A 21,679-nucleotide genomic window follows, 5' to 3' on the forward strand; every position below is an offset into this window, starting at 1 on the left:
TTAACCAATAATCGTAACTGCACTCATGGCTATTCTTTGCCAAGGTTGAATAGTTGACGAAGGAAAGCACCTAGACCAGAAAGGACGATTACCGCAGCTAGAGAGTAGCTGATAGGCATCATGAGGTTAGTGATATTGAGGTTGGGGTTAGCGATGGTTGCTGGTTCGGTCGTGTTTGCGTTTTTCATTGCTTTGGTTTAACTCGATGGAATACAGGTTAGGTGCGATCGCTGAAATGGTTGCCCTGAGCTATGTTGGTGCAATGTCTGAGTTGTGTTTTTATTTGCGTTTAGGTTGTTCTGGTAGGGGTTTAGCATTTGCAGCAATGTTTTCAAAATCTCGCGATTATCTCTGTTGGCAAATGCTAAACCCCCTTTGCGGTCAGCTTTTTGATGCTTAAGACAGTATCTACAGTAATACCAAAAAACAAAACGGCGTAGTCGTTTTGTTTTTTGGTATAAAATACATTGAGCGAATGGAATAACATCTATGGTTCAAGCCGCGAGTCCCCAAGTCAAGTATCTATCCTATGAAGAATACTATGCCTATGATGACGGCAGCGACATTTGCTATGAGCTAGAGGATGGAGAATTAGTTGCGATACCACCCGAATCAATTTTTAACTCTGATGTATCAAGAAGACTGTTTTTTGCTTTAGGTAAATTTATCCCCTCTCACTTACTAGCCTATAAGGAAGTCTCGATTGAGGTAAGTGGTCGTCGAGCTAGAGTCAGAATCCCTGATCTGATCATCTTGGGCGAAGAATGTCGAGCGGCTCTAGAAACTACAAAAAGAGGAACGATTACCCATGATATGCCACCCCCATTGGTAGTAATCGAGGTTGTATCGGCTGGACATGAAAATGAAGCAAGGGACTATCGTTTTAAGCGTTCCGAGTATGCAGCGAGAGGAATTTCGGAGTATTGGATTGTTGATCCTGTGCTTAGCCAGATTACGCTGCTATCTTGGGTTGAAGGCTTTTATGACGAATCTATCTATACTGGGGATGCGGTGATTAAAAGTGGCGTAATTCCAGAAATTGAGATTAATTTGCGTGATATTCTGGGTTAGCTTTTTCATGCAAGATTATCTTCAACAGGTGCGCGATCGCCTCATCAACTATCGCAATTTATTCAATCAAGAATTAACGGAATCTGAGCAAGCAGAGATATCATTTCTTGAAGAGAAGCTAGATAAATGCACGATCGCGATCGCTGTTTTTGGAATGGTATCACGAGGGAAATCATCCTTAATTAATGCCTTGCTTGGACAGAAGTTGAGTGAGACAGGAGCGATTCATGGCATCACTAGAAATATTACTGTCTATGAGTGGAATGCTGGTGGCAAAATTCAACTGCAATTAATCGATACTCAGGGACTGGATGAGGTTGGCGGCGAAGTGCGTGGAGCAATTGCCCTAGAAGCAGCTAAGCAAGCGGATTTAATCTTGTTTGTGATTGCGGGGGATATGACGAGGCTAGAACAGGAGGCGATCGCGGAGCTTCAACAATCCTATAAGCCGATTCTATTAGTTTTTAATAAAACTGACCTTTATCCTGATGGCGATCGCCTTACGATTCATCAAGCATTGCAGAATGTTGAAATGCGTCAACTGATTTCCCCACAAGAGATTGTCTTAACATCGGTAGAACCAAAGCCTGTTAGGGTACGCATCCAATATAGTGATGGACGTGATAGTCAAGAGATTTGGGAACAGCCAAAACCTGATGTCCAAGCTTTAAAAGAGAGAATTCTGGAGTTGCTGAATATAGAAGGTAAAGAATTGCTAGCCGTAAATGTATTGCGATCGCTGTTAGAAATTCAAAACACAGTCACCCAGAGATATGTCCAAAGATTACAAGCATCAACAGCGATCACCTCTCTAGTATTTATTACAGAGGCGATCGCGGTATTAATATCGCCTTTGCGATGGGTGGATGGTTTGATTAGTGGTGGGATTACGGGCTTATTTGTGATTTGGGCGATTGGTAGATATCCGAGTCAGAAGAAGTATTTATGGTTATTGTTGACTGTTGCGATCGCCTGTGTATCAGGAGGTTTGGGAATCAATAGCGAAGTTACACGCTATGTTCAAATTATTGGTTTAGGCTTAAGTTTGTTGTTTCTATTTAAGAGCCTCATCACCGATATTGAACAGAGTCGCGCTTCTGGAAAGCTTGGTGCAAAAACGCTCATCACCGCGATTATTCAATCTGTACCTGAAGGCTCCATCCTGCAAAGATTACAGAACATGTAAGGGCTTTTCCCTAAAGATTTTTGATGGCGCGGCAAAGCCGCGCCATCAAAAATCTGGTTCGCTTTGCACCGAATTACATGTTCCAATCACGACGAAAAGTAAACCAGTCTTTGAGTTTGGCTAGTTGGGCATGATTGCGATGAAGTTCAGTCCATTGCTCAGTAATCCGTAACTCTTGTAAAACGCCAATATCTTGAATTTTGACTTTGCCTTGCATAGCGATCGCGATAGCTTCTATCACTAACTGAGCGCGATCGCCAAACATACTTGCGCCAAGAATTTGTCCTTGGCGATCGCAAATGATCTTACATAAACCATTCTCAGCATCGCTATCCAAAACGTAAACTTGCTTATACTTTAGTCTTGCCAATACTTCGGTCATGCCAATCTGAGCGAGTGGTGGCGTTGTGGATACATAGGTGATTTCGGGAACTTTGGCGCTAGGTGCGGATTGCCACAGACTAGTTTGCAAGGTTTGGTGAATAATTTTGGCAATATCTTGATCATTACGACATTGATAAATATGGCGATCGCTAGGGTAGTCAAACTCTTTTGGCGCTACGGATACTAAAAGGCGATCGCAATCTATAGTTGTGTTATTGAGCCAGATTCTGGAACGATTTTGCTCAATCTTGCTTACCGCCGTTACTTGTGTTGATGTATATACTTCAATCCCTTCTGCTTCTAGTTGTGCTTGTAAAGTCCGCGCGATCGCCACATCAACATTTGGCAAAATATGGCTGCTATTGGTGATCAAGCTTGTATGTACACCCAGAAAGTTTAGGGATTGGGCGATCGCACAAGTATCTGGGTCGTCACCTAAAACAGCGATCGAGTTGGGTAAATCTTGTAAATTTAATAGCTGATGTGCGGTTAAGTAATTATGTTCGGCAAGTCCAAAGACTTTCCGTAGGGGTGTAGGGGTGTCATGGGCGATCGCATAGGCTCGTGAACTGAGGCTGCGCTGAGAAAAATCTCTCGATAGTTCTGAAAGAGATTTTTCGCTAATTTCTAAAATATACGAGTTTTGTTCTTTGCTCTGAAATTTACATACCCCAACAATCACATCAACCCCATTTTTTTGCAGTATGTCTAGCATTTCCGCCTGACAAAAATTATGGAGAATTGGAGAAAGCTGCTTTGCAAAAAGTTTTAAACGTTCAGATTTGGGGCGATCGCCTACCTTAGTTTTTAATAACTGTAAAATATGATTAATCTGATCAATATTGAGATAATAGTCATTTACTTGATCCCATACCCACGCAACTCTGGCTTTACGTTGAGCCGCAATGCTAACTAATTTATGAGCATAAGCACTCATACCAATTACAACGAGGTCATAATCGACCGATATTCTAAACAAGCTCTTAAATAAATTAACGACTAAACCAATGCTAGTACAAAACAGCATTTATCTTGACCTAGCCATAGATCACTGCCCAATCATGATTGCGCCCGAAAGATCTGTACTGGAAGCAATTAGTCTCATGAATCAATCATTTGATGCATTAGATTTTGGGCAGCCCTGTGATCATAGTTTGCTCGAAGCTAGAGCAAGCTGTGTGGTGGTGGTTGATGAAAATCGGTTAATCGGAATTTTTTCTAAGTGGGATGTATTGCACCTAGTGCAGAATCAGGTAGATTTGCAAGGATTATCGATAATTGAGGCAATTTCAGATCGCCCAATGGTGATTAGGCGATCGCAAATTCAAGATTTGGAGTCAATGCTCAACCTCTTGCAGCAATATCGAGGTCGTCATCTGCCTGTAATTGATGACTCTGACAACATCATTGGAGTGGCGACTCAAGAAAGTATTCTCTTTGCCAAAAATAAGCTAACTGAAGATACTTTAGCGAATGTGGAGGCTCAAAAGCGAGCTGTTTTGACTGCAATTCCCGACTTGATTTATCGGGTGAGTATTGATGGTATTTATTTGGAATGCTTCTCTAGTAATTATGTTGCGGATTTACTGCCACCTGATTTTGACCCGATCAACAAGCATCTTTCCGATGTTCTGCCCCCAGATTTAGCCGATCGCAAATTACACTTACTCAGACAAGCGATCGCTACGGGCGAGATTCAGACCTTTGAGCAGCAATGGAATATTAATGGACAAATCCAATATGAAGAGGTGCAGATCGTCAAAGTTAATGATCGAGAGGTGCTAACAATTATTCAGAATATTAGCGATCGCAAGCGTGCCGAAGAAGCTTTACGAGAATCAGAAATGCGATTTAGAAGCGTATTTGACAATGCTGCGGTGGGAATTTCCTTAGCTGCACCTGATGGCAAGCATATTGCTGTCAACCAAGCGCTATGTCAAATGTTGGGATATACAGAGACGGAGCTACAAGTGTTGACATTTCAGGAGATTACCCATCCTGATGATCTGGAGATCGATCTCTATCACTATCAGAAGTTACTTAGCAATGAAATTGATAGTTTTCATATTGAGAAGCGGTTTCGCCATAAAAACGGACAATTTATTTGGGGCTTAATGAGTGTTTCCATTGTTCGAGATCCTCAAAATCAGCCCATGTATGATATTGCCCTGATTCAAAATATCAATGAACTGAAAACTACGCAGCAGGAACTATCTAAACTCAATCAAGAATTAGAAATTAGAATTGAACAAAGAACTGCCGATCTTGCCGAAAGTGAAACTCGCAAACAACAAATACTCAATGCAATTCCTGACTTGTTACTACGCCTTAAACGAGATGGAACTTGTCTAGATTGTATGATGCCAATTGTGCCTGACAAGGAAGCTTTCGTCCCAATCAATCAAAATATTGCTGAAGTTCTATCGCCGTCAGTTCTTTCCGAACAACTTGCCGTATTTAATAAAGCGATCGCCACAGGTGAGGTGCAAATCTATGAACATAAGCTGCAAAAGTATGGCGAATGGGTTTATGAGGAAGTGCGGATCAGTCCCTGTGGTGAGGATGAAGTTTTAGTATTGGTAAGAAATATCAGCGATCGCAAACATGCTGAAGAAGCACTTCAGTTGAGTAATGAAAAACTTCTCGCCACAAATAAAGAACTAGAAAGAGTTACACGTCTTAAGGATGAATTTCTTGCCACGATGAGTCATGAGCTAAGAACTCCACTCAATGCCATTTTAGGGATTTCTGAAGGTTTACTTGAGCAAGTTTTTGGTGAACTTAACCAGCGTCAACAAAACTCATTAAAAACAATTCAAAAAAGTGGTCAACATCTTCTAGAACTAATTAACGATATTCTTGATGTTGCCAAGATTGAATCAGGAATGTTCACACTGGAACTAACATCAGTTTCGTTACGCTATCTCTGTGACAGTAGCCTTAGTTTTGTTAAACACCAAGCTACACAAAAGAATATTCAGTTAAATCTGGTAATTCATGCCAATGTGCCAAAGGCGATCGAGATTGATGAACGTAGAATGCGACAGTTGTTAATTAACTTGTTGAGTAATGCCGTAAAATTTACACCTAAAAATGGAAATGTCACCCTAGAAGCCAAGTTAGTCCATGTTGCCATAGATGACGCAGCCGTAGATACCAAAGAACCTTTTCAAGAACATTTTAAAACTGAGCTTCATTTTGTGGTGTCTGATACTGGTATTGGTATTTCTCTAGATGATATCAATAAGCTATTTCAGCCTTTTATGCAGATTGATAGTAGTCTGAGTCGGCAGTATGCAGGTACTGGGCTAGGTTTAAATTTGGTCAAGAAACTTGCTGAACTTCATGGGGGGCAAGTAAGTGTTGAAAGTAAAGTCGGTGAAGGTAGTTGCTTTACTGTTAGGTTGCCTTATGAAAGCCCATAGAGAACTCTCTATGGGCTTTCATAGCAATGCAAGTTTAGCTTGGGACATAAACTCAAAAACATTAAAGGTAATGCCTCGCGTCGCCTTTAATGTTTTTGGGGTTGAAAAGGATAGATTAACTGTTGCCAATAGGTTGGAGGAATTGTCTCATCAACTCCATAGGTTTCAGGGCTTCGAGTTTTGGGTAAATAATATGTGCCGAACATTAGATCAATGATGGGAAATCCAGAGAAATTCTTATTACGCGCTTCTAGATCATTGCTGTGATGCCAGTGATGAAAATTAGGTGTAGCAATAATGCGATTGAGAATTGGGAACTCAAATTTTGTGTTTGAGTGATTTAAAATCGGTAAAATGGCGCTAAATACCAGATAGGCACCAAAAGTTTCCTTCGTGAAGCCTAATAAAAAGAGTGGAACTCCCACTGCAATATTGACAACTATCATTTCAATGGGATGTAATCTTGCAGATGCTAGCCAATCTAGTTCAGCACTACTATGGTGAATTACATGAAATCGCCACAGCCAAGGCACTGTATGCGCTAAGCGATGCAATGTATAAAATGTTAGTTGGGCGATGAAAAATGCTTCAACGAATTGAAATAAAGCAGGTTGACTTCTGACTGTTATTTGCAATGAGGGTGAAATTGTGCCTCTAAAAAAGATGTATAAAAAAGCTGCAACTAAATATGTTCCTATATTTACCAGAATGTGATTAAAGAAAAAATGGGCAACATCTGTCAGCCAACCTTGACGAAAGTGCTTTTGGTCTTTTCTCAGTGGGTATAACCATTCAAGTGTGCCAAATAAAAGCCATAGCACCAAAAAGGCAATAACAAATTTCATGGCGATCGCTTAGTGATCTTTGCGTTATCTTTACTTAGACTTTCAATACCCAATAATAGGTTCATCCAAAAATAGTAGGGGCGCTTTTGTACCCCTACTATTTTTGGATAATTAGCGATGTCTGACTAGAAAAGATGGCAAATCTACCTTTGAATTTGGACGCTGCGATCGCACTGGCGTTGATTCTGATAAAGACTCAGGCGATCGATATTCTTGCTCATACATAGACTCACTAGGATGGTGAGACGGTGGAGTTAAGTGCCTAACTGGTTTGTCAGCTAGCAACCGATCTAACGCGCCGCTCAGTTGGAGGGCGTGGTGCTGATGGCGGACTGATTGCTCCTTCCAATGTTGGATCGCTGCTTCATATTCAGATGCTTTAGAGGCTTGATGCAGCACTTGATTTTGTAGTTCTTCGATCTGCTGCTCTAATTCTTGGACTCTGGTGAGATCGCTAACATATTCATTTTCAAGACCACGCAAGGATTGATGTAGTTTCGCCTGATTAGAAAGATGTTGAATTAATTCTTCTTCCATCTGATCCCGTTGAGATGTGACTTCTGATAGCTTAGTTTGAGCAATTTCAAGGGTTTTAGTGGAGTCTTTGAGTAGAACTTGAGTTGCCTCTAGCTCCGTAGTCAAGGTTTGTTGAGAAATATCTAGGGCTGTGTTTTGACATTGCAGTTGATGAATCACTTCATTTTTGTCATTAATTTCCTGCACATATTTCTGGGTAATTTTCTGCGATTCAATTTCTAAGGCGATCGCTAAGCGATGTTTAAACTCTTCCTCTAGTTGCAAAACATGGATCGCTAGGCGATCGCTTAAATCTCGATCATCTGATGAGGGTGGATGCGTTTGCAAATTAGTGACTTGCTTTTGTAACTGTTCGAGTTGGGTAGTTAGTTCCGTGACTTGGCGATCGCGATCATTGGTAACACTAATAATTTCTTGTTCTAGCTGATCGACATATTCACATTCAAATTGGTGTTGTGATCGCAGATCTTCTAACTCTTTCTGGAGGCGATCGCGATCGGCTATCAACTCAGTGTTTCCGAAATTTTCGGCATCATTACTTTTGTCGTCATCTAATGACCAATCATCTGAAAATAGATCCACATCATCTCGCAACATATTCGTGATTTCAATGATTGTTTTTTCTTCTAGCACTTCACCACCTAAGAGCGCATCAAGATCATCGTCATCATTCACGGGTACTGCTTTCACCAAAACTTCTCGTAGTGCTGCTTCGCGTTTCAAATCACTCACGGACAACCTCACCGAACAATACCGAGGTATTTTTACAAGACAAACATTAACAGACTTTGCCAAGTTTGCAAGTTTTTTTCTTAGTAATTCTTATGTCTTGTGGGGAGGGTTGTGGACTTAGCAATTTAACTGAATAATAATGCTGAAGGTTTGTACTACTAAATTCACAAAATCTTCTGATAAAATCTCTTCTGTTGTTTTCCACCAGCTTTGATGAAGCTCAAGCGATCAGAACTGACATGTTAAAGCTTTTGATTGTGGTTATCATGTTGTTTTAAGTCAATTTGCCAAATCGGCGATCGCACTAACCAGAAAATCAAAAAAGCTTTAGCTCATAGGACTCACAATGTTTACACAATTACGCATCCAGAATTTTAAGTCATGGGCAGATACGGGGGAGTTTCGGATGGCTCCTTTGACTGGCTTTTTTGGAACGAATAGTTCTGGTAAAACGGCGATTTTGCAATTTTTGTTAATGCTAAAGCAAACTGTCGAGTCAAGCGATCGCAATCGTATTTTGCATCTAGGCAGCGATCAATATAGCTATGTTGATTTAGGAACTACTTACGATATTAGCCACAGACATCAATTACCTGAAAAGATAAAATTTTCTTTTGAATGGATACCAAGAAATACCCCTGACCATATTGTATACATGATTATGGAAGTTGATTTTAAAGAAAATGGACAAATTGAATTTACACCTAATAAATATACATCATCATTGAAGTTTGAATCGGAAATTAATGTTGACAATGATCAAATTAATCTTGAATATTTCAAATATTCCTTTAAGGCAAGTGATAATCAATGGAATCATATTGCAATTAATTCACAGATAGAAAATGATATTGAGACGATTTATAAATTGTCTATAGATGGTAGTTTCCTTGAAAATTGGTTGGCATTTGAATATTCTAATTTTTCAAAGTTTATGTACGTTTTTCATCAACTTGTTAACAACTATAGTGTTCAACAAGTCGCACGAATGCCATCATCATCAGCAATTTCCAATCTAGGAAATTTAGTGTCTTCTTATACAGGGATGTTTGTAAATACTTACTATCTTGCCCCTTTGAGAGAATACCCAAAAAGAACTTACCTTTGGTCTGGTGAAAGTCCTCAAGATGTTGGTAAATATGGAGAATTAACAGTTGCTGCGCTTCTTGCTTCACAGAAAAAAGATTTAGAAGTTGAATTGTCAGTAGCCAGAGCTTTACGACAATTGGAATTGATCCACAACTTTCGAGTACACAGAATTACACCTAATCGTGGTGATTATGAAATATTAGTTCAGAAGTCGCCTAATTCGGCAGAAGTATTAATAACTGATGTCGGTTTTGGAGTCTCGCAAGTATTACCAATATTAGTGTTATGTTACTACGTACCCAAAGGCGCAACCCTCATATTTGAACAACCAGAAATACATTTACATCCCTCAGTCCAAGCAGGACTCGCTGATATATTTATCGAAGTTATCAAAACCCGCAATATTCAAATTATTATCGAAAGTCATAGCGAACATTTACTAAGACGCTTACAAAGACGCATGGCTGAAGAAAAAGATGGATTTACTAATGATGATGCTGCACTTTATTTTTGCAAAATGAACGATCAAGGGGATTCAGAGTTAGTTACTCTCGATATTGATGACTATGGAAATATTTGCAACTATCCCGAAGGATTTTTTGGCGATGAAATGGGCGATCTAGTCGCTATGACCGAAGCAGCAATCAATCGCCAGATGAAGACTGGAGCTTAAGAATGCATCATATTGTTGATACAAATGTCCTACTTGTCGCTAGTAAAAAAGCTCCTCAAGCATCTTTGACCTGTGTCCTTACTTGCATCAAATATCTCCAAAATCTGAAAGAGTCTGGGACTCTTGTACTTGATAGCAATCGGCTTATTATTCGTGAATACGAAAACAAAAACTCTAGTACGGGACAACCTGGTGTTGGTGATGCCTTTCTTAAATGGGTTCACACACATCAAGCCACTAATCGTTGCGAGCAAGTTCCTATCACCCAAATTGCCGAGAATGATTTTGCTGAGTTTCCAAAATCCCCATCTCTTCAAAAATTCGATCCCTCCGATCGCAAATTTGTTGCTGTGGCTTTAACCCATCCCGCAAAACCTGCGATCGCTAATGCCGTTGACTCTGATTGGCGTAATTACGAAGAAGCTCTAGATAATCAAGGTGTTAGTCTCAATTTTCTCTGTCCTGAACTAGCTCCTAAAAATTAAAATCTTTTGAATTTTCTTGAGTTATTGTTTGATTCTTTGGGGACTTAATATGTTTATATATCTTTCCAAAGCAAATAAAACCTTTTCAGCAATTAACAGAATAAAATCTTCTTTATTATTCTCAGACTGTACCTTTTCTAAAGCATCATAATAAGCCATCCGACTATCATAATCACCACCAATAATTGCTAACGGAAATCCATGTTGCAACAGAATTAAATTCATGATTAAGCGGGACGTTCTACCATTGCCATCAATAAAAGGATGAATAGTCACTAACCTTTCGTGCATTTCGGCGGCTAAAACTACTGGATGAAGATTATCTTTTTCCTGATTATAAAATTGGAAATATTCCTCCATCAAATCCTGTAGTAAATAGGGTTGTGGCGATAAATGCTTACTTCCCGCGATCGCTACAGGTAACTTACGATAAACTCCTGCATTTTCGCGATCGATTCCATACAGGACAATTCCATGAATTTGTTTAAGAATATATTCTGATAAATCTACCTTTTGAGAAACAAGATCATCAATAAACAAAATAGCCTCTTTATGATTAATTGCTTCTAAATGCTCGCGCATACTTTTGCCACTAATCGTCATTCCCTCATTGATGACTAACTGAGTTTCCCGCAACGTTAAAGTATTACCTTCAATGCGATTACTTTCATACAAAAACTCAACTTCTAACGCTTCTTTAATAGTGGCATTATCTAAAGATTGACGCAAAATATCTAGCTCTGCTTTGAGTTGATCAATATCAGCAAGGATTGATTCGATGGTTCTCATAAATTCAGAATGTAAATTAGATTGCACCCAAAGCCTTTAACAAAGCCGCAAACTTAATCGTGGTTTCACTTTGCTCATTTTCCACCTGCGAATTTGCCACAATTCCTGCACCAGCAAAAATCCGCGCCCGATCGCCTTGAATATATCCCGCCCTAATTCCCACACCAAAAGTCCCTTCACCATCACCATTTAGCCAACCAATTGGTGCAGCATACCAACCGCGATCGCAGGCTTCCCATTGCTGCATAAAGCAAACTGCACGATCTCTCGGCTCACCTCCAACTGCCGCCGTTGGATGTAACTGCTGCAAAATATCAAGGGCAATTAACCAATCAGGATCATCAATTTGGGCAGTAATCGGCGTATATAAATGCTGCACATTAGAAAGTCTTAGCAAACTAGTCTCCGCTTGTGGATCGATCGCTGCGCCCATACTTTGCAAGCGATCGCAGATCGAACGAATCACAATCTGATGTTCGCGCATATCTTTTTCGCTATTGAGCAAGCGATCGCCCATCATTTGATCTTCTTGGACAGTTTTGCCACGCTCGATCGAACCTGCCACCGCATCACTGCGTAACCAAAGGCGATCACTTTGAGCTTTAAATTGCAACACCACTTCAGGAGTCGCACCCAAAAAGGTTTTGCCCACGCCATAATCTAACAAAAAGGAAATGCATTCAGGATATTCACACCGTAAAACATGCAGTACCTGAAACGGATCAAAATTGCGATCGGCTAACACATCCAATGCTCTAGCCAATACCACTTTCTCAAAATGTCCTTGATGAATCAAAGCCAAGGCGCGTTCGACGATCTCTGTCCAGATTTGTTGACCTTGAACTTCTACGATTTTGCTCACCTCATGGACTGTCGGTGCTTCGTAATGGGCGCTTTCTTGTAAATGTGATCGCAAATTCTCTATACGCTCTAATACTTCATCAGGCTTATCCCAAGGCTGGATGTAATGATTTAGGGTTAAGGTACAACTTTTACCTTTGAGTCGTACCATCCAACGGGGAATAAAAAAGAGTAAAGTCGGAAATTCGATCACTGGTTGATAATCGTTAGGTTCTGCTAAATCCAGATAGTCACTCGCATCACTCCCATTGCGATAAAACGAAAATGCCCCAAAAAAATGTATAGGAATTTGAAATTCTGACGATTCGAGATCAGCAATCTTGGCAATGATTGCATTAGTTAAATGATTTTTGATAAATTTTTTGGCGCAATCAAAGCGATCGCTTAAGTCATGGTTGGGAACTGACACCTCGGCAACTGAACCCGCCGCCGCTAATACTAAATCGGCATTCGGCTGTTCCCAATAAAATTTTTGTTGCTGAGCTTCGGACTTACTTGCCAACAACAATAAAGGATTAATGCACTCCCAATTTTGAGAGTAACTAAATAAAATCGGTGACCCTGTGATCTGCGCTTGAGCGATCGCTTTAACAATCCAATCGTGCAGAGATTTAGAATCGATGCTGCTATAGGTGACACTCTGACGAACTTGCATGATTATATTTTATCCATACAACGCCGTTCAGCCACAATAAAAGAGTTTCTTAAATTAAAAGAGCCGCAAGGCGACCCTTTAATTTAAGAAACTAAATCGTCACCAGTAGCGATCGCTAATTCCTGTAAACGTTCTTGTTGATCCTTAGAAATACAGCTTTGGATCACTTCCTCTAGATCCCCTTCCAAAATCGGTGGCAAAGTAAAGTTCTGCCCCAAACGATGCTCAGTTAAACGGCTATCTTTATAGTTGTAAGTACGGATTTTTTCAGAGCGTGAACCAGTACCGACCTGCGATCGCCGCATTGAGGTAATCTCGGCTTGTTGTTCACGCAACTTGATTTCATAGAGCTTTGCCCGCAAAATCTGCATCGCGCGTTCTTTGTTTTGTAACTGCGATCGCTCCTCAGTACAAAAAATTCTAATCCCCGTCGGTTTGTGAAACAAATCGGCGGCAGTTTCTACCTTGTTGACGTTTTGACCACCAGCACCACCCGATCTTGCTGTGGACATTTCAATATCTTTGGGATCGATGTGAATTTCTACTTCATCGACCTCAGGCATAATTGCCACCGTCGCCGTTGAGGTATGCACTCGTCCCTGTGATTCGGTAGCAGGCACACGCTGTACGCGATGCACGCCCGACTCAAATTTGAGTTTGCTATAAACGCGATCGCCTTGGACTTCAATGATCGCTTCTTTAAAGCCACCCATTTCCGCCAAAGTCTCACTGACCATCTTCACCCGCCAGCCTTGACGCTCAGCATAGCGCGTATATAGCCGCACCAAGTCTCCTGCCCAGATTCCAGCCTCATCGCCACCCGTACCCGCACGGATTTCCAACATGATGTTCTTATCATCATTAGGATCTTGGGGCAGTAGTAGAACCTGTAACTTCTTTTCAAGCTCCTCAAGCTTTGTCGATAATTCTTCGACCTCTAGAGCCGCCATTTCCTTAAGTTCAGGGTCGTTAGACTCTTTCAGGATTTCTTGCGACTCTTTATAATCTTGCTCCGCCTTCCGAAAAGTTTCGTAGGTCAGAACTGTCTCTTCCAACGAAGCACGTACCTTAGCAATGCGCTGAAACTCGCCGTGATCGGTCGCCACGTCAGGATCACCCATCCGACGAGTCAGTTCATTGAAGGTTTGTTCAACAGATTCGAGCTTTTTGATTAAGTAAGCAGCAGGCATGGAATTTGAGTTACCGCAAAAGAAAGTGAAAAGTTAGTAAGCCAGAAAGAAACCTTGAATCTTGAATTAATCCAAGGTTGGCTATACCTGATTTTCCACAGCAGCATTTTCGTCAAACATGCCGTACTTACGCAAGAAGCGTTCTACGCGACCTTCGGTATCGATAATCTTTTGTGTGCCTGTGTAGAAGGGGTGATTGCCCGACCATACATCAACATTAATCTCAGGATGGGTAGAACCAATAGTTGCTACCACTTCACCGTTGCAAATTACTTTTGCTTCGGGATACCACTTCGGGTGAATTCCAGCTTTAGGCATAGTCTTAGCTATAAAAAATCAAAAATTAAGCTTTTCTAGACTAGCACAGAATTAGGCAATCTAAAACAAGATATAGAGCTTTGCTCTATATCTTGTTTCTTATGGATACCAAAACATACCTTTGATGCCTTCGGGATCGGCGTTGAAGCCTAATTGACTGTAAAACTCGACCACATGGGCATCGGCGAAGAGACTGATATTGCTAATGTCGGATTTGCGTAACTCGCGGATCATTTCTTCCATCATCGCTTTACCTAAACCCCTGCCCTGAAAATCAGGGTGAATTACCACATCCCACAATGTCGCGTTAAAGGCATAGTCTGATGTGGCGCGAGCAAACCCAATTAAACGCCTAAAGCCTCCGCGATGCTCCCACATCGAGAGGACGACAAAACTGTGCTGTAAAGCAATACGAACTTTACGAATCGGTCGCCTCGCCCACCCCACAGAGTCACATAATTCTTCTAGTTCGTAGAGATCAAGATCTTTTTCGGTGCTAAAGAAAATCTGTCCGCTTTGGTTTGGCACTTGGCGAAGTTTTGTTTTTTTTGTCGGTTCGAGGGTGTCAGAACCAAATAAGCTTTTCCAGAACCCCATTTGCCTAGTTTGTATATAGCAGCGATCGCCCTGTTTGTTACAGATATTCTAAACGCCTTTGTATTGTATCTGCTTTTGTTGAAATCAAGCGATCGCAAATACTAAAATGCTGTTATTTAAATGCTAGATGCTTTTATCCAGTCTTGACTCTATATTGGTAGAATTATGCCATCATTGCTGCCTTCAACTAAGCCACCAATATTAGCGAGGTATTCAACATTGGTAATCGCACCTACTGTAATACCTACTGTAATATTTAGAGCTAAATTTAGGGCGATATCTTGGACAATGAAATGCAATTGTAAGCGATCGGGAGGTTGGCAATGACGTTTGGGCTAAAAACCTCAACGATCGAATTACTGAAACGCTTTAACATGAGCTTTCCTCAGTTTTACGAGCAGTTTGTGAGTAGTGACATTCAACTGCAAAATTTGCGTTTGGCTTATCAGCTTTATCAAACTAAGGAAGCGGTAATTGAGTTAAGGTCTGAAAGTAGCAAGAGTGTGCTGTATTTTGCCTATCGCAATCAGTCTTTCTTGCTAAATGATATTTTCGGGGTATTAGCAGCCTATGGCTTAACGATTCATAGTCTCAGTTTGTATGGACAGATCCATACGCCGATGTTGGTGTTCATTAAGCTGGTGATTTCGCGGGGTGGCAAATCTTTGCCTCAAAAAACGGCGGAAAATGTGCGAAAGGCGATCAAAGAGACTCTCTTGGGGCGCTTTGAGGTGGAGGAAATGTTGGCGTTGGAGTTTAACCTTGATAGTGGACTTAAGAAAGTAGAGACAAATTTTTATGTTGATCGCGTATTTCATTTGCCTGCGTTGTTAGTTGAGGCAGATAGCCAACCAGGATTATTTTATAAAGTGATGAATGCGATTTGGCAGGAGGATTTGCTGGTGGTGAATGCCAATTTATTAGTTTGGCGCGGGCGTACAAGGTTGATTTTGTATTTGTTGGGCCCAAACGAAAATTTGATCCCTGAATATTTGGGGACAAAGATCGCGGAAAGTCTCAAGCAGAGATTGTCTTATTAATTCTTGTTCCCCTCTCCCACTGGGAGAGGGGCTAGTGGTGAGGGCTTATTCTTTTAATTTTGCGATCGCATCATAGAGAGGTTGCCAATCATCATCAACGGTAATCCGTTCCCAAATTTCTTCGATTTTGGGACGCAAGAAAATGATCGTGGGATTGGATTGCTGGAGTTGTTGAGCAATATTTTCTAATTCAGCGATCGGTTGACGGATCAGTAACTGATGATAAACAACGCGCCATTTTTCTAATAGGGGTAATTGCTCATCGGTGATTTCCCAATCGTGCTTAGCAAAAATATTACTCGCATCTTCGCGCCAATTAGTTTGGAAAGATTGACGTAGCTTGACGAAAAATTGGTTATATCCGATCGCTTGTACACCTGACAATAATTCCAAAGTTGCACCGATTAAATCCTCAGTTTCAGGCTCGGAAAGCGTAGCAAAGCCCAAACGCTTCAGCATCATTTCACAATAGGCAACCCGATAGAAGTCTTTAAACTTCAGCAATGACGCTTGCATATCGTCCTTGTCCATCACCATGCTCAGAGGATCTTGCAGCTTTTCTAAGTTCCAATAGCAAGCGGCAGGTTGATTGGCATAGCTATAGCGTCCTGCATGATCGAAGTAAGCCGCCGTAAATCTAGGATCATAGTTAGGAATAAAGGCAAAAGGTCCGTAATCAAAGCTTTCACCAGTAATTGACATGTTGTCAGTATTGAGAACTGCATGACAAAAGCCTGCTGCCATCCATTGAGCGCAGAGAGTGGCTACTCTTTGTACGAGTTCCAAATAAAAAATGCCATCTTGATTCTCTTTCCCCCAGAATTGCGGATAGTAAATTTGGAGAACATGGTCTAATAATTGGCGGGTAAGATCAGCGCGTCTAATCCAGCGTAGACGCTCGAAATTACCAAAACGAATATGAGATCGCGAAAAGCGCACCATTACCGATGAGCGTGTTGGCGATGGTTCATCACCACGCCATAGGTCTTCGCCTGTTTCGACAAGACTGAGACAACGGGAAGTTTTTACCCCCATACGATGCAATGCTTCTGAAGCAATGATTTCACGCACACCACCTTTGAGGGTGAGCCGACCATCCGCACTGCGGGAATAGGGAGTACGACCAGATCCTTTGGTTCCGAAATCATAGAGTTCACCATCGATACCACGCACTTGCCCATAAATAAAGCCTCGTCCATCGCCGAGTTGGGGGTTATATTCGCCAAATTGATAGCCGTGATAGCGTAATGCTAGGAATGGGTGCACGGCTTGAAAATGTCCAAAGGCTTCAATAAAGTCATCGTCGCTGACCTGTGATGGGTTGAGTCCAAGGACGGGCAAAATATCATCATTACGCCACCGCAACTTGTGCATTGGAAATTCGGCAGCAGTAACGACATCGTGATAGTCTGCTAGAGATTCGATCGCGGGTTCGTAGTTGAGATTAAGGAAAGGGTTGCTAGGGTGACTCATATCGAAGAAATAGGCGGCAAAATATTAGATGCTTCTGCCATGATACTTGGTTCAGAAGTCGTAACCTATGTTTATGAGGGGATTTGTCCCTACAGTGGTGAATTATTAAGGTTGCCACGAACTTTGCAAGTAGAGGCGATCGCTCAAAATCTGATGCAGGAAATTAAACGTAGTTATCCTGATAATGCAGAAGGAAAAATGTACGGGGTGTTGCTTGCAGAATCATCAACGGGAGAAAGATTAGTTCTCAAAGCCTTTTCTGGATTATTAAATGGTAAAAGTGATCTCGAAGGATGGGTTTCCCCAATTGCAGGTCGAGAGAAAGTGGCGATTGAGGAATCAATTACATTAAGCAAATTAGCGACCATTAAACAGGAATTAATCGAGTTAAGCGAGATTCCTGAGCGGCTGCAATATAAGAGTCTATCTCAAGAATATGAATCTCAGTTTCAAGCTTTAAGCGATCGCCATCAAGTTTCTAAACAAGAAAGACATGCTAAGCGATCTCAATTATTAGCATCCTTAACAGGAAAAGAGTTGGAAATCGCACTCAAAAAATTGGATAGGGAAAGTCAACAAGAAAAGATAGTAAGACGTGATTTTAAATGCGATCGCGATCAGGTTCTGTTGCCCTTAAAAGAAATAATTACGCTGGCTGACAGCAAAATGCAAATTCTCAAACAACAACGGCGAGAGTTATCGCGCACTTTGCAAGCGCAATTGCATAATACTTATGTGTTAACTAATTTCGCAGGAGAAACGCGATCGCTGCGGGAGTTAATTACGGAAGGAGCGATGCCTACGGGAATGGGTGATTGTTGCGCTCCGAAGTTACTGCACTATGCCGCAACCCATAACTTGACACCTATAGCAATGGCAGAGTTTTGGTGGGGAAATCCTTCGCTCGATGGTTATAAAATTCAGGGTGAGTTTTATGGAGCTTGTGTAGAAAGGTGTCAGCCTTTGATGGGCTTTCTATTGTCGGGAAGAAGATCCCCCCCAGCCCCCCTTAAAAAGGGGGGAGAAGAACTATTTCTTTTTTTTAGGAAAGAAGATAATCAAGTCTCCCTTTTTAAGGGGGATTTAGGGGGATCTCTTCCAATTATTTATGAGGACGAACATCTAATTGCGATCGCTAAACCTCCAGAACTTCTCTCTATCCCTGGACGTTATCTAGACACTCAAGACAGTGTGCTAAGCCGATTACGTCAATCTTTCGGTGCAGACGTTCACATTTATCCAGTACATCGCCTCGATCGCCAAACTTCAGGAATTCTATTATTTGCCCGTGATTTAGAATCTCTTCGCAGTTTGAGTGAACAGTTTCAAAAGCGAGAAACCCACAAAATTTATGAAGCATTACTATCAGGCAAGATTGAGCGTGAGCAGGGGATAATTGATTTGCCACTATGGGGCAACCCCGAAAATCGCCCCTATCAACAGGTAGATTTGCCAAGGGGGAAGCCCAGCGTGACCGAATTTCGCTTGCTAGGACAGGTCGAAAATTATTCACGTATAGAATTTATTCCTTTAACAGGGAGAACTCATCAATTGCGAGTTCACTCTGCTGATCCTCAAGGTTTAGGAATACCAATTTTAGGCGATCGCCTTTATGGTTGTCTTGCTGCAACTGATCGCTTACATCTCCATGCGCGCGAGTTGACTTTCAGCCATCCGCGATCGCAAGAGTGTATCCATTTGCAAATCCCTGTTCCGTTTTGATTAGCTTTCTCTCGCTAGCAGTGTGCCAAGATATTGTTTTGCTTCTACCCAATTGGGAACAAGATCAACTGCGGATTGGAAACAGGCGATCGCTTCGTCAGTTTTGCCAATATTGTTTAAGATAATGCCAAGATTGAAGTAGGGTTGGGCAAAATTAGGGTCAATATCGATCGCTTCTTTATAGGCAAGAATCGCATCTTTAAGCTGATTTTTGCGAATGAAGGTACTACCAAGATTGCAATGGGCATCAGCATAGGTAGGATTGATTTGAATTGCTTTTTCAAAACAGGCGATCGCGTTACTTTCTAAATCCTCTTTTAGAGATTGCTGATCCGAGTCAATCACCGTGATTTTTTGTAAATATGCCACACCTAGAGCGTTGTAGTCCTTAGCTTGTAGAAGTTCTGAATTATGGTCTTCCGCCCTTTCATAGATAGCTTTGACTAATTCTGGCTCGTTCTGTTGAAAATACGTTTGAGCGATCGCTCGATAGCCATTAACATCATCAGGATTTGTGGAGATCGCTCTTTCATAGCTAGCTAATGCTTCTGTAATTCTGCCCCTCTCCTTGAGGCTATCCCCCAGTTTGCAATGGTATTCTGCTAAAAAGCGATCGGGATGCAATTCCAGTGCTTGTTGAAAATGTGTAATCGCTAGCTCCGACCATCCCATTTGTTGGTAAGCATTACCTAATCCTAATTGCGCCTCTAAAAATTGCGGATCGAGTTGCACGGCTTGACTAAAACTGGCGATCGCATCCATCAAATCCCCTTGCTGTTGATAGATTTTTCCAATCCGCTCATGGGAGGGGGCAAATTCTGGATTGATGGCTAAGGCACGTTGATAATTTTTTAGTGCAAGAGGAATGTTACCAGACTGGTAATAGCGATCGCCAAACTGTAAATAAGTCTCAGGTGATTCAACGGTTGATGGATTGATAACATCGGTCATGGCGATTAAAGTCAGCTATGGTACTTGAATTTCTGCTACAGTGCTTGGCGCTATGTCAAAAATCTAATACCATATTTCCCCAAAACATTGCTGCAATTTCAGCATCATTTATAAACTGTTATGTCAGCACCGATCAAAACTAAAGTCTTCACCATCGCCATAGCCACTCATTTATTAGGGATGACTATTTCTCAGTCAGGCTTTGCTCAAGTTGGTGAATATTGTCAATTTGCAAGTGAGGCGATCGCTACCAAAGAAAATTTGCGTATTGCTGCATTTCAAAACACAACTAAAAGTGCAAATTTAGCAGCAACTAAAGAATATCAAGCGATTACGAAGGAGCATGGTCAATCTCTCAACACTTGTCGTCAAAGATCTTGGCTCAAAACCCAAGGGATCTGGCTGCGTTTATATCCCTGTGATTTGCAGTCTGGCAAACTGGACGAAGTGATGGATCGGATAGTGAATAAGGGCTATAACCAAGTATTTATAGAAGTTCTTTCTGATGGCAAGATTCTATTACCACAATCAGAGAATACGACGGCTTGGAATTCCCTTGTGCAATCTGAGAAGCATAAAAATGCAGATTTATTAAAACTGGCGATCGCTAAAGGTCGAGAACGGGGAATTAAGGTTCATGCTTGGATATTTACGATGAATGTGGGAACTGGCTATGGTAGAGGCTTTGATCGCAATGGACTATCGAAATTAACCGTAGCCCGTCAAAATGCGATCGCTCGCAATGCTAATGGTGATAGTACAATTTCCATAGTTGAGAACTTAGGCAAAAATCCTGAGAGTGAGGTTCCCACTAAAGATCAGCTATTTATCGATCCCTACAATTATCAAGCCCAGAGTGATTTGTATTTAGCAGTGAATGAGGTCGTTAAGCGCAAACCCGACGGAGTGGTATTTGATTATGTGCGTTATAAACGTGGCGCGGGTGCGTCGTCGGTAGTGAGTAATGTTCGCTATCTATGGATTTATGGACAAGCTTCATTACAAGCTTTTCGTGATCGCGCCGAGAATTTTCAAGGTCGAGAAATTATTAATCGCTTTCTCAAACAGGGTTATATCACCCCCACAGATCTGCAAGCTGTCAAAAAACTCTACCCCCAAGAAACAGAACCTCTCTGGCAAGGTCGCCAACCATCTGATCAAAAAGAACCTGCGATCACCTATTGGCAAAGTGAACTCTGGCGATTGGCGGTTGGTCATGCTTTTATTGGTGTGACCTACTACCTTGATGTTGTCTCCAAGCCTGTTTTTCGTCAAGCTATTCCCGCCAGCATTGCCTTTTTCTCCGATGGCAATCAACCCGTAGGCGCTGGTTTTGACTCGCGAATGCAGCCTTGGCACTTGTTCAGTAGTGCCTATGAGTGGCAACCGATGGCATATGCAGTTTGTGGCAAGCCCGACTGTATTGTAGATCAAGTTCGGAGGGTTGCGAACTATGCGCCTAGAGGGACTATGATCGCGCCGATTTTAGTTGGTCAATGGAATGCCCCATTTACAAATCGTCCATCTTTAGAAGTACAAATGCAAGCCATTCGGGCGGCTATACCTGCAGTTAATTCTATTAGTCATTTTGCCTTTGGTTGGCAAGTCGAAGAAGTAGCACTTTCGCGATCTCGCCAAATATGTAAACTCTAAAAA

Annotated in this window: 21 protein-coding genes; 9 read left to right on the top strand and 12 right to left on the bottom strand. The window is 41.5% G+C overall.

The genetic code is table 11. The features are described 5' to 3' along the window. Window positions 1–29: 29 nt before the first annotated feature. Window positions 30–188: a hypothetical protein gene (locus B9G53_RS27690; protein ID WP_176453341.1), complete on the bottom strand. Its 159-nt coding sequence runs from the start codon at window positions 186–188 to the stop codon at window positions 30–32. Between the two features lie 17 nt (window positions 189–205). On the opposite strand from B9G53_RS27690, the gene B9G53_RS24040 reads away from it, so the two are divergent. The 3 genes from B9G53_RS24040 (at window position 206) to B9G53_RS24050 (ending at window position 2,257) form a co-directional block, all read left to right on the top strand. Then, window positions 206–400, top strand: a complete 195-nt coding sequence (locus tag B9G53_RS24040) for a hypothetical protein (RefSeq protein WP_094535969.1) — start codon at window positions 206–208, stop codon at window positions 398–400. 89 nt (window positions 401–489) lie between these two features. Beyond that, the gene (locus B9G53_RS24045) at window positions 490–1,071 is read left to right on the top strand and encodes a Uma2 family endonuclease (protein ID WP_094535970.1); all 582 of its coding nucleotides are present in this window, start codon (window positions 490–492) and stop codon (window positions 1,069–1,071) included. A 7-nt stretch (window positions 1,072–1,078) separates the two neighbouring features. Beyond that, entirely contained in the window at window positions 1,079–2,257 is a 1,179-nt protein-coding gene (locus tag B9G53_RS24050; protein ID WP_094535971.1) for an Era-like GTP-binding protein, read from the top strand. 73 nt (window positions 2,258–2,330) lie between these two features. Here B9G53_RS24050 and B9G53_RS24055 read toward each other — a convergent pair whose 3' ends face one another. Further along, the gene (locus B9G53_RS24055; protein WP_094535972.1) at window positions 2,331–3,668 is read right to left on the bottom strand and encodes an FAD-dependent oxidoreductase; all 1,338 of its coding nucleotides are present in this window, start codon (window positions 3,666–3,668) and stop codon (window positions 2,331–2,333) included. Here B9G53_RS24055 and B9G53_RS24060 point away from each other — a divergent pair. Beyond that, the gene (locus tag B9G53_RS24060; RefSeq protein WP_094535973.1) at window positions 3,649–6,066 is read left to right on the top strand and encodes a PAS domain S-box protein; all 2,418 of its coding nucleotides are present in this window, start codon (window positions 3,649–3,651) and stop codon (window positions 6,064–6,066) included. The genes B9G53_RS24055 and B9G53_RS24060 overlap by 20 nt on opposite strands. Window positions 6,067–6,152: 86 nt before the next feature. Here the strand turns inward: B9G53_RS24060 and B9G53_RS24065 are convergent, their stop codons facing one another. Beyond that, entirely contained in the window at window positions 6,153–6,911 is a 759-nt protein-coding gene (locus B9G53_RS24065; RefSeq protein ID WP_094535974.1) for a sterol desaturase family protein, read from the bottom strand. A gap of 111 nt (window positions 6,912–7,022) precedes the next feature. Beyond that, window positions 7,023–8,180, bottom strand: coding sequence for a hypothetical protein (locus B9G53_RS24070; protein ID WP_094535975.1), 1,158 nt, complete (start codon window positions 8,178–8,180; stop codon window positions 7,023–7,025). Between the two features lie 346 nt (window positions 8,181–8,526). On the opposite strand from B9G53_RS24070, the gene B9G53_RS24075 reads away from it, so the two are divergent. Both B9G53_RS24075 and B9G53_RS24080 read left to right on the top strand, forming a co-directional pair. Beyond that, window positions 8,527–9,942, top strand: a complete 1,416-nt coding sequence (locus B9G53_RS24075; protein WP_094535976.1) for a DUF3696 domain-containing protein — start codon at window positions 8,527–8,529, stop codon at window positions 9,940–9,942. A gap of 2 nt (window positions 9,943–9,944) precedes the next feature. Beyond that, complete coding sequence (locus B9G53_RS24080; RefSeq protein ID WP_094535977.1) at window positions 9,945–10,427, top strand: hypothetical protein; 483 nt, start codon at window positions 9,945–9,947, stop codon at window positions 10,425–10,427. A gap of 21 nt (window positions 10,428–10,448) precedes the next feature. On the opposite strand, the gene B9G53_RS24085 is transcribed toward B9G53_RS24080, so the two are convergent. From B9G53_RS24085 to B9G53_RS27695, 6 genes are all read right to left on the bottom strand, one after another. Further along, window positions 10,449–11,216 carry a Fic family protein gene (locus tag B9G53_RS24085; RefSeq protein ID WP_094535978.1) on the bottom strand — a complete coding sequence of 256 codons (768 nt, stop codon included), beginning with the start codon at window positions 11,214–11,216 and terminating at the stop codon, window positions 10,449–10,451. A gap of 16 nt (window positions 11,217–11,232) precedes the next feature. Then, complete coding sequence (locus tag B9G53_RS24090) at window positions 11,233–12,732, bottom strand: isochorismate synthase MenF (protein ID WP_094535979.1); 1,500 nt, start codon at window positions 12,730–12,732, stop codon at window positions 11,233–11,235. A gap of 83 nt (window positions 12,733–12,815) precedes the next feature. Next, the gene (prfA, locus tag B9G53_RS24095) at window positions 12,816–13,922 is read right to left on the bottom strand and encodes a peptide chain release factor 1 (RefSeq protein WP_094535980.1); all 1,107 of its coding nucleotides are present in this window, start codon (window positions 13,920–13,922) and stop codon (window positions 12,816–12,818) included. Window positions 13,923–14,003: 81 nt separating this feature from the next. Further along, complete coding sequence (gene rpmE / locus B9G53_RS24100; protein ID WP_094535981.1) at window positions 14,004–14,240, bottom strand: 50S ribosomal protein L31; 237 nt, start codon at window positions 14,238–14,240, stop codon at window positions 14,004–14,006. Window positions 14,241–14,339: 99 nt separating this feature from the next. Further along, the gene (locus tag B9G53_RS24105; RefSeq protein ID WP_094535982.1) at window positions 14,340–14,837 is read right to left on the bottom strand and encodes a GNAT family N-acetyltransferase; all 498 of its coding nucleotides are present in this window, start codon (window positions 14,835–14,837) and stop codon (window positions 14,340–14,342) included. A 149-nt stretch (window positions 14,838–14,986) separates the two neighbouring features. Next, complete coding sequence (locus B9G53_RS27695; RefSeq protein ID WP_176453342.1) at window positions 14,987–15,136, bottom strand: hypothetical protein; 150 nt, start codon at window positions 15,134–15,136, stop codon at window positions 14,987–14,989. A 24-nt stretch (window positions 15,137–15,160) separates the two neighbouring features. On the opposite strand from B9G53_RS27695, the gene B9G53_RS24110 reads away from it, so the two are divergent. Beyond that, window positions 15,161–15,877, top strand: a complete 717-nt coding sequence (locus B9G53_RS24110) for a hypothetical protein (protein WP_094535983.1) — start codon at window positions 15,161–15,163, stop codon at window positions 15,875–15,877. Between the two features lie 45 nt (window positions 15,878–15,922). Here the strand turns inward: B9G53_RS24110 and B9G53_RS24115 are convergent, their stop codons facing one another. Continuing rightward, window positions 15,923–17,350: a YdiU family protein gene (locus tag B9G53_RS24115; RefSeq protein WP_094535984.1), complete on the bottom strand. Its 1,428-nt coding sequence runs from the start codon at window positions 17,348–17,350 to the stop codon at window positions 15,923–15,925. Here B9G53_RS24115 and B9G53_RS24120 point away from each other — a divergent pair. Continuing rightward, window positions 17,342–19,072, top strand: coding sequence for a pseudouridine synthase (locus B9G53_RS24120; RefSeq protein ID WP_254923791.1), 1,731 nt, complete (start codon window positions 17,342–17,344; stop codon window positions 19,070–19,072). The two genes, B9G53_RS24115 and B9G53_RS24120, sit on opposite strands and share 9 nt — an antisense overlap. Here B9G53_RS24120 and B9G53_RS24125 read toward each other — a convergent pair whose 3' ends face one another. Next, on the bottom strand, window positions 19,073–20,023 hold the full coding sequence (locus B9G53_RS24125; RefSeq protein ID WP_094535985.1) for a tetratricopeptide repeat protein: 951 nt from the start codon (window positions 20,021–20,023) through the stop codon (window positions 19,073–19,075). Between the two features lie 120 nt (window positions 20,024–20,143). Between B9G53_RS24125 and B9G53_RS24130 the strand changes: the two genes are divergently transcribed. Beyond that, a complete protein-coding gene (locus B9G53_RS24130) occupies window positions 20,144–21,676 on the top strand; it encodes a family 10 glycosylhydrolase (RefSeq protein WP_094535986.1) in 1,533 nt (510 codons plus the stop codon). The last annotated feature ends 3 nt before the right edge of the window (window positions 21,677–21,679 follow it).

This window comes from Pseudanabaena sp. SR411 (assembly GCF_002251945.1).
GTDB lineage: Bacteria > Cyanobacteriota > Cyanobacteriia > Pseudanabaenales > Pseudanabaenaceae > Pseudanabaena.